Here is a 15,200-nt window from a genome sequence, read left to right as displayed (position 1 = left end):
TTCCTCTGAGAATGACGATGGATTCTTCAAACTGCGACGGCGCGCGCACCTGAACCGCTTTCGCTACTGACGCGCGAAGCCGTCGCAAGGTTCATTCGATCTTTAATTGAAATCGTTTTCCAGGAACGGATTGCGCTTCACCGCCTGGTCGAGCGTGACGAGGGTCTCCAGCAGCGCACCCATCCGGTTCAGCGGCACCGCGTTCGGGCCGTCCGACTTCGCCTCCGCCGGATTCGGGTGCGTTTCCATGAAGAGGCCCGCGACGCCCGTCGCGACCGCCGCACGTGCGAGCACCGGCACGAATTCGCGCTGGCCGCCCGAGCTCGTGCCCTGCCCGCCCGGCAGCTGCACCGAATGGGTCGCGTCGAACACGACCGGCGCGCTCGTCTCGCGCATGATCGCGAGCGAACGCATGTCCGACACGAGGTTGTTGTAGCCGAACGAGACACCGCGCTCGCACGCCATGAAGCGGTCTTCCGACAGCCCCGCTTCACGGGCCGCTTCGCGCGCCTTGTCGATCACGTTCTTCATGTCGTGCGGCGCGAGGAACTGGCCCTTCTTGATGTTGACGGGCTTGCCCGAGCGCGCGCACGCATGGATGAAATCGGTCTGGCGGCACAGGAACGCCGGCGTCTGCAGCACGTCGACGACCGACGCGACCTGCTCGATCTCTTCGATCGAATGCACGTCGGTCAGCACCGGCAGCCCGAGCTGGCGCTTCACCTCGGACAGGATCCGCAGGCCCTCGTCCATTCCGAGGCCGCGGAACGACTTGCCCGAGCTGCGGTTCGCCTTGTCGTAGGACGACTTGTAGATGAACGGAACGTTCAGCTTCGCGCAGATCTCCTTCAGGCGGCCCGCCGTATCGATCGTCATTTGCTCCGATTCGACGACGCAGGTACCCGCGATCAGGAAGAAAGGCTTGTCGAGACCGACCTCGAAATCGCACAGCTTCATGCTTACACTCCGCGCGCTTGCTTGTTGGCAAACGCAGCTTCGACGAACGACTTGAAGAGGGGATGACCATCACGCGGCGTGGACGTGAATTCCGGGTGGAACTGGACGCCGACGAACCACGGGTGCATCGAACGCGGCAGCTCCATCATTTCCGGCAGATCTTCGCTCGGGGTACGGGCGCTGATGATAAGGCCGCCGGCTTCGAGCTGGGGCACGAAGCGGTTATTGACTTCATAACGGTGGCGATGGCGCTCGTTCACGTCCTTGCCATAGATTTCTTCCGCCATCGTGCCCGGCTTGATCGGGCAGCGCTGCGAACCGAGGCGCATCGTGCCGCCGAGATCGGATTCCTCGGTGCGCGTCTCGACCTTGCCGTCACGGTCGTACCACTCGGTGATCAGCGCGACCACGCGTTCCGGCGTGTCCGGCTCGAATTCCGTGCTGTTCGCCTGCTTCAGGCCGACGACGTCGCGCGCGAACTCGATCACCGCGAGCTGCATGCCGAGGCAGATGCCGAGATACGGCACCTTGGCCTCGCGCGCATAGCGGATTGCCGCGATCTTGCCTTCCGTGCCGCGACGGCCGAAACCGCCCGGCACCAGCACGGCGTCGAGGTGCTTCAGGCTGTCGACACCGTTCGTCTCGATCTCTTCCGAGTCGATGTATTCGATGTTGACCTTGGTCGACGTGTGCAGCGATGCGTGGCGCAGCGCTTCGATCAGCGACTTGTACGACTCGGTCAGGTCGACGTACTTGCCGACCATGCCGATCGTCACTTCGTGCTTCGGGTTCTCGAGTTTCTCGACGAGCTCCGACCACATGGTCAGGTCGGCGTCCTTCGGCGACAGCTTCAGTTCCTCGCAGATGATGCGGTCGAGGCCCTGGTCGTGCAGCATCTGCGGAATCTTGTAGATGCTGTCGGCGTCCCACACCGAGATCACGGCGTCTTCCGGCACGTTCGAGAACATCGAGATCTTCTTCGATTCGTCGTCCGGAATGCGGCGGTCCGCACGGCACAGCAGCACGTGCGGCAGGATGCCGATCTCGCGCAGCTTCTGCACGCTGTGCTGGGTCGGCTTCGTCTTCAGCTCGCCGGCCGTCGCGACGTACGGCACCAGCGTCAGGTGCACGAAGCACGCGCTGTTGCGGCCGAGGCGCAGGCTCATCTGGCGCGCGGCTTCCAGGAACGGCAGCGATTCGATGTCGCCTACCGTGCCGCCGATCTCGACGATCGCGACGTCCGGCTCGCCGCAGGTGGCCGATGCCGCCCCGCGCTCGATGAATGCCTGGATTTCGTTCGTGATGTGCGGGATCACCTGCACGGTCTTGCCGAGATAGTCGCCGCGGCGTTCCTTGCGGATCACCGATTCGTAGATCTGGCCGGTCGTGAAGTTGTTGGCCTTGCGCATCTTCGTGCTGATGAAGCGCTCATAATGGCCGAGGTCGAGGTCGGTCTCCGCTCCGTCTTCCGTCACGAACACTTCGCCGTGCTGGAACGGGCTCATCGTGCCGGGGTCGACGTTGATGTAGGGATCGAGTTTGAGGAGGGTGACTTTCAGACCGCGCGATTCAAGGATCGCGGCGAGGGAGGCGGCGGCAATACCCTTGCCGAGGGAAGAAACTACGCCGCCGGTGACGAAAACATATTTGGTCATCGCTGGATGCTCGCGGGAAAAACGGATTATACCGTAAAGCCCGCCCTTCTCTCAGCAATTGACTCGATGATCGCGCCCTTTCCCGTCGCCCCGCACCCGCCGTGAGCGCCGGGGCGAAGCCGCCGGCCGGGGCCGCGCCCCGGCTGCCAAAACCCTGCGTCAGGCACGCTTCGCGAGCGGCGCGCTACCCTGCGACGCATCGCCCTCCGCCGCCTTCAGCGAATTCAGCATCCGCTGCAATGCGCGGGCGGTTTCGAGCGGCCGCTCCATCGGGAACAGGTGGCTGCCTTCCAGCCATTCGACGCGGCCGCGCGCCGCGCGGCGCGTCGCATCGAGCCCGACCTGGCGCACCTCGCGCGAACGCGTGCCGGCGAGAAAACCCAGCGGCACCGGCGCGCCGTGCGCAAGCCGCGGGCCGAGCGTGTGCGGCAGCGTCCGGTAGATCAGGTATTCGACCTGCCGGTCGAACGCGAGCGCCCGCTCGCCGTCGGCAACGGCCTGCGGAATCCCGTAATCGATGTAGTCGGCCAGCATCCGTTCGTCCCAGCGGGCAAACGCCGGTTTCTCGCGGAAATGCCGCCAGACTTCGTCGCGGCTCACCCAGCGCGTGCGCCGGTTGCGCGTCGCGGCGGCCGGCGACAGCCGCTCGTCGAGCCCCGCCCACTGGCTCGCGCGCAATGCGCCGGCGCGCCAGCCCGCGATGATCGGTGAGTCGATCATCACGACACCGCGCACCCATTGCGGCTTCTTCAGCGCGGCCATCAGCGACAGGTAGCCGCCGAGCGAATGGCCGACGAGCCAGACGGGACGCTCGTAGCGGCTGCCGATATCGTCGAGCAGTTGCTCGACGAGATGCGGCCAGTCGCGCGTCACCGGGTAGCGGCGGTCATGGCCGATCCGTTCGATGTAGCGCAGCTCGTAGTCGTCGGCCAGTTCGGCGAAGATCGTGCGGTACGTCGATGCCGGAAAGCCGTTCGCATGCGAGAAATGGAGGATGTCCTTCAAACGCCGATGTCTCCTTTGTCGACGGGAGTTAGTGCTTTAGCACTTACTCCCGTCCCATGCTTCGCGGTCGACCGGAGTCAGTGCTTCAGCACTTACCCCCGTCCCATGCTTCGCGGTCGACCGGAGTCAGTGCTTCAGCACTTACTCCCGTCCCATGCTTCGCGGTCAGCCGGAGTCAGTGCTTCAGCACCCGCTCCGGTCTCATGCTTCGCGTTCTGCCGAGCCCATGCTTCGGCATTGAGCGCGGGCCCCGGGCCATCTTTCCTGATACGCCGGCCCTCACCGCGCTCATCGATCCATCCAGTACTGTCGCCGAACGTCTCGATGACGCTCGAAGGCAAACCCGCCGTCGGCCGGCGCAACGTCGAACCGCACAGCGCCATCGCGATCGGTGCGCGGCAGCGGAATCCCGCGGGCCTCGTAACGGGCGAGAACCGTCCGGTGCGGATGTCCGAAACGATTGCGATAGCCTACAGGAAATACCGCGACGCGCGGCCCGACCGAATCGAGGAAAGGCTCGACCGACGACGTGCGGCTGCCATGGTGCGGAACGATCAGGATCTGCGCGGCCAGCGTATCGCGCGCGGCGTCCACGAGCCGGCGTTCGCCGCGCGCATCGACATCGCCCGTCAGCAGCGCGGACGTCCCGCCCGCGTCGATGCGCAGCACGCACGACTGCCCGTTCGACGAGCCCGTGCCCGGGCCGCCCTGCGGCCACAGCATCGTGAACGCGACGCCGTCCCACGTCCAGCGCTGCCCGGCCACGCACGGCAGCCGGTCGGCGACACCCGCGGCCGCGGCGTCGCGCCACAACCGGCTGTCCGGCGCGATGCCGGCCAGCAGCTGGCGCACGTCGGCTGCCGCATAGACGGCAGGTGCGCCGCCCGCGTGATCGGCATCCGCGTGACTGAGCACGAGCGAATCGATCGCCGCGATCCCGCGCGCGCGCAATGCCGGCGCGACGATCCGCGCGCCGGCGTGAGTCGACTCCGCGCCCGGCCCCGCATCGAACAGCAAGGTGCGCCGCGCGGTCTCCACCAGCACCGACGCACCCTGCCCGACGTCGAGCACGGTCAGCCGGAAACCGCCCGGCGGCGGCGCATCGGCTGCCGGCGCGACGAGCGGCAGCCACGTGAGCGGGGCCGCCCAGCGCAGCGGCCAGCCACGCGGCATCAGCGCCCATGCGACGCCCACGCAGGCCAGCACCAGTACCGGCCAGTCGGGCATGCGCAGCCAGAACACGCCAGCCGGCCAGTCGGCGAGATATCCGAGCAACGTCATCATCGGTTCGAGCGCCGCGTGCGCAAGCCGGAACGCATACGCATCGAACGGCGCCGGCAGCGCGATGCCGGCCAGCACGACCGGCGTCACGACCGAGCTGACCCACGGAATCGCGAACGCGTTGCCGAACGGGCCCGACAGGGATATCTGCGCGAACCACGCGGCCGTCAGCGGCGCGAGACCGATCGTCACGGCGTACTGCACGCGCGTGGCCTCGGCGATCCGGCGCCCGGCGCGTGCACCCCACGCGCGCAACCGGCGCGACAAGCCTGCCGTGCCGTCGCCCTCCTCGCTTTCCGCATCGGCCTCACGCGCAGCGCGCCAGCCGGCCACGGCCAGCAGGATCACCGCGACCGCCCCGAACGACAGCCAGAACCCGGCCGACAGCACGGCCCACGGATCGACCAGCAGCACGCCGCCGAGCGCCGCGCACAGCACCGCGGAAGTCGGCACGCTGCGCCCGGCCAGATACGCGATGCCGCCGCCCGCGATCATCCACCACGCGCGCTGCGCCGGCACGTTGAAGCCGGCGAGCGCCGCATAGCCGGCCGCGGCCGCCAGCGCGGCGAGCGCGGCTGCGTAAGGTGCCGGCAACCCGAGCGTCGCGGCCCGTGCGCGCCATCTCAGGCGGCGCCAGACCATCGACACGAGCCCGCCCGCGATCGCGCCGACGAGCCCGACATGCAGGCCGGAGATCGCGACCAGGTGGCTCGTGCCCGTGCTGCGCAGCACGCGCCAGTCGTCGTCGCCGATGCCCGACTGGTCGCCGATCGCGAGCGCGGCGACGATGCCGCGATGGCGAGCGTCGCCGCCAAGCGTCTCGCCGATACGTGCCCGCAACGCGTCGCGCAGCCGATCGATCGAGGCACGCCATCCCGATGCGCGCGCATCGAGCAATACCGCCCGCCTGGGTGCGCTGACATAACCGACCGCGCGAATGCCTGCGGCAAGCCACGCCGCCTCGCTGTCGCGCACGCCGGGATTGGCCTCGGCATGCGGACGTTTCAGGCGCACGACGAAACGCCAGCGCTGTGCGGCGCGCAGATCGGGAAGTGGATCGCGTGTCGCCGATGCGCGATAGGCGCGCCACGACAGCCGGATCAGCGGCGGGAAACGGGCCAACCCAGCGTCATTCGACTCGACCGCAAACAGCAGCCGCGCGCCGGTCTCGTCGACCACGGGCAGCCCCCGAATCACGCCGGTGACAACGATGTCGCGCCCTTCCCACTCGACGGGCAGGCTGTCGTCCAGCCGCCATTCGGCCCGCGCGGCCGCGTAGCCGAACCCGACGACGCAGGCCGCGAGCGCGCACAGCATCCAGCCGAACGCGACGGTCGTACGCGTACGCTGGCGACGCCCACACCGCGCACCCAGCACAGCGCAGCCCGCGAGCACGGCCGTACCGATCGTCCATGCGAGCGCGCCCGGCAACGCCGCCTGCCGCTGCAGGACGACCACGCCGAGCGCGAACGCGATCCACCACACGCGCATCGCACCTCCTCGTCGACCCGGCGCCGCCACCGCCAATGCGGCGCCTCCCGGCAACGATTATGCGGACGAAAGTGCGAGTCGCGGCAGCGCGGCGAGCGCGTTAGCCGAAGTGCATAGGGAGAGCGTACCGGCGTCGAGGCCGCGCAGTTCGGCGAGCACGTCGCCGATGCGCGGCACCTGATCGGGCGTATTGCGGGATTTGTACGCCCATTCGGGCGCGATGTCGGGTGCGTCCGTCTCGACGACGATCGCATCGAGCGGCAACTGCGCCGCGAGCCGGCGGATCTGCAGCGCGCGCGTGAAGGTCACGTTGCCGCCGAAGCCGAGATGCAGCCCTTGCGCGAGATACGCTTCGGCCTGCTGGAAACTGCCGTTGAACGCATGCGCAATGCCGCGCCGCACGCCGAATCGGCGCAGCCCGGCCAGTACGCGGTCCTGCGACTTGCGCACGTGGCACAGCACGGGCAGGTCGAATTCGCGCGCGAGCTTCAGCTGCCCCTGGTAGAAGAATTGCTGCCGGTCTTCGTCGAGCCCCGGCACGAAATAGTCGAGACCGATCTCGCCGATCGCGACGAAGTGCGGATCCTCGAGACTCGCCTCGATCTCCATGCGCAGCAGGTCGAGATCCGCGTCGCGTGCGCGCGGCGTATACATCGGATGGATGCCGAGCGCATAGGCCGCGCCCGGCGTGCGTTGCGCGAGCTCGCGCACCGTCGCGAAGTTGTCGCGCCCGACGCTCGGGATCACGATACGCGACACGCCGGCCGCGCGCGCCGCCTGCGCGACTGCGTCGCGGTCGGCGTCGAATTCGGCGGCATCGAGATGGCAGTGCGTGTCGATCCACATGGTGGCGTTCCTGCGCCCTTGTGCCGCGCCGGGACGAACCGGGCGGCAGGCCAAGCGCGTTCGCTTCTTACACCGGCAGTGCCGGCTCCTCGTGCAGCACGCCGTCGCGCAGCCGCATGATGCGGTCGCAGCGCGCGGCGAGATCGGGATCGTGCGTGACGATCACGAAGCTCGTTTCGAGCGTCTCGGACAGTTCGAGCATCAGGTTGAACACCGTATCGGCCGTCGCGCCGTCGAGGTTGCCGGTCGGCTCGTCGGCGAGCACGCACGCGGGCTTCGTAACCAGCGCGCGCGCGATCGCGACACGCTGCCGCTCGCCGCCCGACAGCTCGCCCGGCCGGTGCTTCGCACGCGGGCCGAGACCGACGCGCTCGAGCATCGCCTGCGCCTGCTCGCGCGCGGCCTCGGTCGTCATCCGGCGGATGCGCAGCGGCATCGCGACGTTGTCGAGCGCGGTGAACTCGGGCAGCAGGTGATGGAACTGATAGACGAAGCCGAGCGCACGGTTGCGCAATTCGTTGCGCTCACGCTCGGCGAGTTGCGTGAACGGCTTGCCGAGCAGCGACACCTCGCCCGCGCTCGGCTCGTCGAGCCCGCCCAGCACGTGCAGCAGCGTGCTCTTGCCGGAACCCGACGCACCGACGACCGCGAGCTTCTCGCCGCGCCGCACCGTCAGCTCGGTATTGTCGAGCACCTGCACGTTGAAGCCGCCCTGCACGAACGCCTTCGTGATCCCGCGCGCCTGAAGCACGTATTCCTGCATACCTGCCGAATCCTGTCTGTTGTGTTGTCGTGAATCCGCGAATGCGGTCGCGCGATCATTCATAGCGGAGCGCCTCCGCCGGCTTCACCTTCGCGCCGCGCCAGCTCGGGTAGAGCGTCGCGACCGCCGACAGCGCGAACGCGATCAGCCCGATCCGGATCACGTCGCTCGCAACGAGTTCCGACGGCAGCTCGCTGATGAAGTACACGGACGGCGGCAGGAACTGCACGCCGAACAGGTGCTCGATCATCGGGATCAGCCACGGAATGCTCCACGCGATCAGGCAGCCGAGCGCGACGCCCGACGCCGTGCCGACGAAGCCGATCGTCACGCCCTGCACGACGAAGATCTTCATGATCGACCCCGGCTGCGCGCCGAGCGTGCGCAGGATCGCGATGTCGGCCTGCTTGTTGGTCACCGTCATCACGAGCGACGACACGAGGTTGAACGCGGCCACCGCGATGATCAGCGTGAGGATGATGAACATCATCCGCTTCTCGATCTGCACGGCCGAGAACCACGTCTTGTTCTGCTGGGTCCAGTCGCGGATGTACAGGCTGCCCGACAGCGTGTGCGACAGCTCGACCGCGACCTGCGGCGCCTTCTGCATGTCGGTGAGCCGCAGCCGCACGCCGGTCGGCGCGCTCATCCGGAACAGCGCCTCGGCGTCGCGGATGTTGATCATCGCGAGCGTGCTGTCGTATTCGTAGTGCCCGGACTCGAACACCCCGACGACCGTGAACTGCTTCAGCCTCGGCATCATGCCGGCCGGCGTGATCGAGCCTTCCGGCGCGACCAGCGTGACCTTGTCGCCGACCGTCACGCCGAGGTTGCCCGCGAGCGCATCGCCGAGCACGATGCCGAACTGGCCCGGCACGAGCGCGCCGAGCTGGCCCGCCTTCATGTCCTTGCCGATGTCCGACACCTGCGGCTCGAGCGTCGGCTCGACGCCGCGCAGCATCACGCCGCTCACCGCGTCCTGGCGCGTGAGCAGCGCCTGCGCGTCGACGTACGGCGCCGCGCCGATCACCGACGGATTGCGGCGCGCTTCCTGCGCGGTCAGTTGCCAGTCGGGCATCGAGCCCGTCGGCGAGAACACCTCGACGTGCGCGAGCACCGACAGCATGCGGTCGCGCACTTCCTTCTGGAAGCCGTTCATCACCGACAGCACGACGATCAGCGCCGCGACGCCGAGCGCGATCCCGAGCATCGACACGAGCGCGATGAAGGAAATGAAGCCGTTACCGGTCGTGCGTTTGCCGGCGCGCGTGTAGCGCCAGCCGATCTGCCATTCGTACGGAAGTTTCAAGCGAATCCTTTCTGCTGGTTACGGCGGGGAGGCGCCTCGCGGCCGGACCGCCGCCCGGTGGCGGCCACCGGCCCGGGCACGGTCGAAAAACGGCCGCCGGACGCGAACGGGCCGTCAGCCGGCCCGATCACGCGCGCAGTTTGCCATACAATGCGCACCATCATGCACGACCGACGCCTCCATTTTCTCGTTCCGTTCGCGCTGCCGTCGGCGGCCGATGCGGCCTCGTCCCTGCACACGCTGGACAGCCCCGCGCTCGAAAAGTTGCTCGCCCGCGCCACCCTCGTCGAGCGCGTGGCCGGCGAAGACTTCCAGCGCACCCTGCCGCACGAGCGCTGGCTGGCCCGCCAGTTCGGCGCAACCCAGGGCAACGCCGCGGACGAGGCGCCGCTCGCGCCCTACATGCTGCTGGCAGACGGCGGCACCCCCGGCGCGCACGCGTGGGCCTGCGTCGAGCCCGTCCACGTCGAAATCGCGCACGATCACCTGGTGCTCGTCGATCCGGCGGCCCTCGCGCTCGAAAACGGCGACGCGGCCGCGCTGCTCGCGGTCGCGCGGCCGCTGATCGAGGAACTCGGCGTACGGCTCGAGGCGCCGAACCCGTCACGCTGGTACCTGTCGAGCGAGCAGCTCGCCCGCCTCGCCGGCGCCGCGCCGCTGCGCGCGAGCGGCCGCAACATCGAAATCTGGCTGCCGCACGAAGCGCATACGGGCGAGCGCTCGCGGATGTGGATGAAGCTGCAGAACGAAGTGCAGATGGCGTGGTTCCAGCACCCGGTCAACGAGGCCCGCGAGGCGCGTGGCCTGCCGGCCGTCAATTCGATCTGGTTCCATGCGCAGGGCACGCTGAAGCCGGTCGGCAAGCCTTTCGCGCGCGTGCTGTCCGCGTCGCCCGCGGCGCTCGGCCTCGCGTACGCCGCGCAAGCCGACGCCGGTGCGCCGCCGGCCGCATTCGGCACGCTGCCCGCTGCCGACGGCGCGACGCTCGTCGAGCTGCCGGCGCTGACTACCCCGTTCATCGAGCAGGACTGGGCGCGCTGGCACGACGGGCTCGCCGCACTCGAGCGCGACTGGTTCGCGCCGACCCTCGCCGCGCTGCAGAACGGCGAGCTCGCGAGCGTCGATTTCACGCTGTGCGGCGACACGAGTTCCGTGACGCTGCACGCGACGCGCGGCGACCTGCGCAAGTTCTGGCGCCGCCGTGCGCTTGCCTCCCTGTTCGAATAACAAGCAGACCATGACCCGGATCGTTACCCGCCCCGTCGCGCCCGCCGACGCCGAAGCGCTCGCGCGCCACGGCCTGCATCCCGTCCTTGCGCGCCTGTACGCGTCGCGCGGCGTGCAGTCCCCCACCGACATCGAGACCGCGCTGGCGCGGCTCGTTCCGCCCACCGAGCTGAAAGGCTGCGCCGACGCGGCGTCGCTGCTCGCCGACGCGATCGCCGACAAGCGACGCCTGCTCGTGGTCGCCGACTACGACTGCGACGGTGCAACCGCATGCGCGGTCGCGGTGCGCGGCCTGCGGATGTTCGGCGCGCAGATCGACTACCTGGTGCCGAACCGTTTCGAATACGGGTACGGCCTCACGCCAGAAATCGTCGAACTCGCGGCCGCGCGCAAGCCTGACCTGCTGATCACCGTCGACAATGGAATCGCGAGCGTCGCGGGCGTCGAAGCCGCGAATGCGCGCGGCATCGACGTGCTCGTGACCGACCACCACCTGCCCGGCGACGCGCTGCCCGCCGCACGCGCGATCGTCAACCCGAACCAGCCCGGCTGTGCGTTCCCGAGCAAGCACCTCGCCGGCGTCGGCGTGATGTTCTACGTGCTGCTCGCGCTGCGTGCCGAGCTGCGCCGCCGCGGCGCCTTCGCAAGCAAGGAAGCCGAGCCGCGCCTCGACGGCCTGCTCGATCTCGTCGCGCTCGGCACCGTCGCCGACGTGGTGCGGCTCGACGGCAACAACCGCGTGCTTGTCGCACAGGGGCTGCAGCGCATCCGCAACGGCCGCATGCAGCCGGGCGTCGCCGCGCTGTTCCGCGCCGCCGCGCGAGAAGCGCGCACGGCATCGGGCTTCGACCTCGGCTTCGGCCTCGGCCCGCGCCTGAATGCCGCCGGGCGGCTGTCCGACATGTCGCTCGGCATCGAGTGCCTGATCACCGACGACATCGGCCGCGCATGGGATCTCGCGCAGCAGCTCGACGTGATGAACCGCGAGCGCCGCGAGATCGAAGCCGGCATGCAGCAGCAGGCGCTCGCCGATCTCGCCGACATCGATCCGGCCGACGCGTGCACGATCACCCTCTTCAACCCCGAGTGGCATCAGGGCGTGATCGGCATCGTCGCCGGCCGGCTCAAGGAAAAATTCCACCGCCCGTCGTTCACGTTCGCGCACGCGGATGAGGAAGGCAAGCGGGTCAAGGGGTCGGGCCGGTCGATCGCCGGCTTCCACCTGCGCGACGCGCTCGACCTCGTGTCGAAACGCGAACCGGACCTGATCGTCGCGTTCGGCGGCCACGCGATGGCGGCCGGCCTCACGCTCGACGCCGAGAACGTGCCGCGCTTCGCGGCCGCGTTCGAGGCCGTCGCGCGCGAATGGCTGTCCGACGACGCGCTCGCCCGCGTGATCGAGACCGACGGCGAGCTCGAGGACGCGTACTTCACGCCGCAGTTCGTCGGCCTGCTCGACGAGGCCGTCTGGGGACAAGGTTTTCCGGCCCCGCTTTTCTCGGGCGAATTCGACGTCGTGTCGCAGTCGCTCGTGAAGGAAAAGCACCTGAAGCTGCAGCTCGCACGCGGCCGCCAGCGCTTCAGCGCGATCTGGTTCAACCACACGGAGCCGCTGCCGGCGAGCGCGCTGGTCGCATACCGCCTCGTCGCCGACACGTGGAACGGCGTCACCCGCGTCCAGCTGATCGTCGAACACGCGGCCGGCTGAGCGCGGGCCGCCCGGCCCGCGATGCCCGCCGATGCACGCACGCCGCGCCGGACGGGGCCGCGGCGCGCGTGCAAGCACCGTTCGCGTCACCGGGCAACCCCGCCGATCGGCTATAATTCCGCTTTTTTACGAAGCAAGAATAGCGAGCGACCATGGAAGCGGAACGTCTCAACGCGATCGAAAGCTCCCTGCTCGACCTGCGCAACCGCGCGGGCGAGCTTCGGGGGTATCTTTGACTACGACGCCAAAGCTGCGCGTCTGACCGAAGTCAACAAGGAACTCGAAGACCCGAACGTCTGGAACGATTCGAAGAACGCCCAGGCGCTCGGTCGCGAGAAGAAGCTGCTCGAAGGCGTCGTCACGACGCTCACCGCGCTCGATAGCGACCTGCGCGACGCACTCGACCTGTTCGAGCTGGCCCGCGAGGAAGGCGACGAGGACACCCTCGTCGCGTCGGAAGAAGATGCTGCGAAGCTCGAGGCACGCGTCGGCGACATCGAGTTCCGCCGGATGTTCTCGAACCCGGCCGACCCGAACAACTGCTTCATCGACATCCAGGCCGGCGCCGGCGGTACCGAGGCGTGCGACTGGGCATCGATGCTGCTGCGCCAGTACCTGCGCTACTGCGAACGCAAGGGCTTCAAGGCCGAAGTGCTGGAAGAGTCCGACGGCGACGTCGCCGGCATCAAGAACGCGACAGTCAAGGTCTCGGGCGAATACGCATACGGCTTCCTGCGCACCGAAACGGGCATCCACCGCCTCGTGCGCAAGTCGCCGTTCGACTCGTCGGGCGGCCGCCACACGTCGTTCTCGTCGGTGTTCGTCTATCCGGAAATCGACGACTCGATCGAAGTCGAGATCAACCCGGCCGACCTGCGCATCGATACGTACCGCGCGTCGGGCGCGGGCGGCCAGCACATCAACAAGACCGACTCCGCGGTGCGGATCACGCACATGCCGACCGGTATCGTCGTGCAGTGCCAGAACGACCGCTCGCAGCACCGCAACCGCGCCGAAGCGATGGCGATGCTGAAATCGCGCCTGTACGAAGTCGAGATGCGCAAGCGCCAGGCCGAACAGGACAAGCTCGAATCGAGCAAGACCGATGTGGGCTGGGGCCACCAGATCCGTTCGTACGTGCTCGACCAGAGCCGCGTGAAGGACCTGCGCACGAACGTCGAAATGAGCAACACGCGCGCCGTCCTCGACGGCGACCTCGACGACTTCATCAGCGCGAGCCTCAAACAGGGCGTGTAAGCGCCGCGGCGCGGCCCTGCCGGGTCGCGCCCCCTTGCCCTTCCCGTTTGCGTTGCCGCACCCATTCCGAATTCCGACCATCATGACCGAACCGACCCAAACGCAGCCCGCCGTCACCGCGGACGAAAACCAGATCATCGCCGAGCGCCGCGAGAAGCTGCGCGCCCTGCGCGAGCAAGGCGTCGCCTACCCGAACGATTTCCGCCCGACGCATCACGCAGCCGATCTGCAGGTGAAATTCGCCGACTCGGACAAGGCCGCGCTCGAAGCGAACCCGGTCGAGGTGTCGGTCGCCGGCCGCATGATGCTCAAGCGCGTGATGGGCAAGGCAAGCTTCGCGACGGTGCAGGACGGTTCGGGCCAGATCCAGTTCTTCGTGACGCCGAACGACGTCGGCGCGGAAACCTACGACGCGTTCAAGAAGTGGGACCTCGGCGACATCGTCGCCGCACGCGGCGTGCTGTTTCGCACCAACAAGGGCGAGTTGTCGGTCCAGTGCAAGGAATTGCGCCTGCTGTCGAAGGCGCTGCGCCCGCTGCCGGACAAGTTCCATGGCCTGTCCGACCAGGAAATGCGCTACCGCCAGCGCTACGTCGACCTGATCGTCACGCCGGAAACGCGCGACACGTTCCGCGCGCGCACCAAGACGATTGCGTCGATCCGCAAGTTCATGGATTCGGCCGACTTCATGGAAGTCGAGACGCCGATGCTGCACCCGATCCCGGGTGGCGCGGCCGCGAAGCCGTTCGTCACGCATCACAATGCGCTCGACATGCAGATGTTCCTGCGCATCGCGCCGGAGCTGTATCTGAAGCGCCTGATCGTCGGCGGCTTCGAACGCGTGTTCGAGATCAACCGCAACTTCCGGAACGAAGGCGTGTCGCCGCGTCACAACCCGGAATTCACGATGATGGAGTTCTACGCCGCGTACACCGACTACCGCTGGCTGATGGACTTCACCGAGCAACTGATCCGCCAGGCGGCAATCGATGCGCTCGGCACCGCGACGATCCAGTACCAGGGCCGCGAACTCGACCTCGCGAAGCCGTTCCATCGCCTGACGATCACGCAGGCCATCCAGAAGTACGCGCCGGACTACACCGACGGCCAGCTGTCGGACGACGCGTTCCTGCGCACCGAACTGAAGCGCTTCGGCGTCGACGTGTCGCAGCCGGCGTTCCTGAACGCGGGTACCGGTGCGCTGCAGCTCGCGCTGTTCGAGGAAACGGCCGAAGCGCAGCTGTGGGAGCCGACCTTCATCATCGACTACCCGGTCGAGGTGTCGCCGCTCGCACGCGCATCGGATACGGTGCCGGGCATCACCGAGCGTTTCGAGCTGTTCATGACCGGCCGCGAAATCGCGAACGGCTTCTCGGAGCTGAACGATCCGGAAGACCAGGCCGCGCGCTTCAAGAAGCAGGTCGAGCAGAAGGATGCGGGCGACGAGGAAGCGATGTTCTTCGACGCCGACTACATCCGCGCGCTCGAATACGGGATGCCTCCGACCGGCGGCTGCGGAATCGGCATCGACCGTCTCGTGATGCTGCTGACCGATAGCCCGACGATCCGCGACGTGCTGCTGTTCCCGCATCTGCGCCGCGAAGACTGATCGCCGCGCCCGCGTGTGCGCCGCGCCCTGCGGCGCGCACGCATCAGCGCACGCGTCAGCTTTGTAACGACGCGTAAATCCCGCCAGCCGGC

General features: G+C 68.1%; 11 protein-coding genes. 4 read left to right on the top strand and 7 right to left on the bottom strand.

Features of this window, described 5'->3' with window-relative positions; translation table 11 throughout:
• Positions 1-102 precede the first annotated feature (102 nt).
• The 7 genes from kdsA to B7G54_RS11720 all read right to left on the bottom strand — a co-directional run bounded on the left by kdsA (position 103) and on the right by B7G54_RS11720 (position 9,307).
• Positions 103-957, bottom strand: a complete 855-nt coding sequence (kdsA, locus tag B7G54_RS11750) for a 3-deoxy-8-phosphooctulonate synthase (protein WP_085039266.1) — start codon at positions 955-957, stop codon at positions 103-105.
• 2 nt (positions 958-959) lie between these two features.
• A complete protein-coding gene (locus B7G54_RS11745) occupies positions 960-2,612 on the bottom strand; it encodes a CTP synthase (protein ID WP_085039265.1) in 1,653 nt (550 codons plus the stop codon).
• Positions 2,613-2,771: 159 nt separating this feature from the next.
• Positions 2,772-3,617, bottom strand: coding sequence for an alpha/beta fold hydrolase (locus B7G54_RS11740; protein ID WP_085039264.1), 846 nt, complete (start codon positions 3,615-3,617; stop codon positions 2,772-2,774).
• 288 nt (positions 3,618-3,905) lie between these two features.
• A complete protein-coding gene (locus B7G54_RS11735) occupies positions 3,906-6,389 on the bottom strand; it encodes a DNA internalization-related competence protein ComEC/Rec2 (RefSeq protein ID WP_085039263.1) in 2,484 nt (827 codons plus the stop codon).
• Positions 6,390-6,446: 57 nt separating this feature from the next.
• Positions 6,447-7,235, bottom strand: a complete 789-nt coding sequence (locus B7G54_RS11730; RefSeq protein WP_085039262.1) for a TatD family hydrolase — start codon at positions 7,233-7,235, stop codon at positions 6,447-6,449.
• A 67-nt stretch (positions 7,236-7,302) separates the two neighbouring features.
• Entirely contained in the window at positions 7,303-8,061 is a 759-nt protein-coding gene (gene lolD / locus B7G54_RS11725; RefSeq protein ID WP_425266473.1) for a lipoprotein-releasing ABC transporter ATP-binding protein LolD, read from the bottom strand.
• Positions 8,054-9,307: a lipoprotein-releasing ABC transporter permease subunit gene (locus B7G54_RS11720; protein WP_085039260.1), complete on the bottom strand. Its 1,254-nt coding sequence runs from the start codon at positions 9,305-9,307 to the stop codon at positions 8,054-8,056. Before B7G54_RS11720 ends, lolD begins: the two co-directional genes overlap by 8 nt.
• A 162-nt stretch (positions 9,308-9,469) precedes the next feature.
• Between B7G54_RS11720 and B7G54_RS11715 the strand changes: the two genes are divergently transcribed.
• The 4 genes from B7G54_RS11715 to lysS all read left to right on the top strand — a co-directional run bounded on the left by B7G54_RS11715 (position 9,470) and on the right by lysS (position 15,108).
• Entirely contained in the window at positions 9,470-10,534 is a 1,065-nt protein-coding gene (locus tag B7G54_RS11715; protein ID WP_106408971.1) for a regulator, read from the top strand.
• A gap of 10 nt (positions 10,535-10,544) precedes the next feature.
• Complete coding sequence (gene recJ, locus B7G54_RS11710) at positions 10,545-12,242, top strand: single-stranded-DNA-specific exonuclease RecJ (protein WP_085039258.1); 1,698 nt, start codon at positions 10,545-10,547, stop codon at positions 12,240-12,242.
• Between the two features lie 152 nt (positions 12,243-12,394).
• Positions 12,395-13,499 (top strand): peptide chain release factor 2 gene (prfB, locus tag B7G54_RS11705; RefSeq protein WP_105392842.1). Its coding sequence is split into 2 segments (ribosomal slippage): positions 12,395-12,475 and positions 12,477-13,499, totalling 1,104 coding nucleotides; the frame shifts between segments, so codons are not numbered across the junction.
• A gap of 82 nt (positions 13,500-13,581) precedes the next feature.
• Positions 13,582-15,108, top strand: coding sequence for a lysine--tRNA ligase (gene lysS / locus B7G54_RS11700; protein ID WP_085039257.1), 1,527 nt, complete (start codon positions 13,582-13,584; stop codon positions 15,106-15,108).
• Positions 15,109-15,200: the final 92 nt, after the last annotated feature.

It is taken from the genome of Burkholderia puraquae (genome assembly GCF_002099195.1).
Taxonomy (GTDB): Bacteria; Pseudomonadota; Gammaproteobacteria; order Burkholderiales; family Burkholderiaceae; genus Burkholderia; species Burkholderia puraquae.
This window is presented reverse-complemented; position numbering and strand designations above follow the sequence as displayed.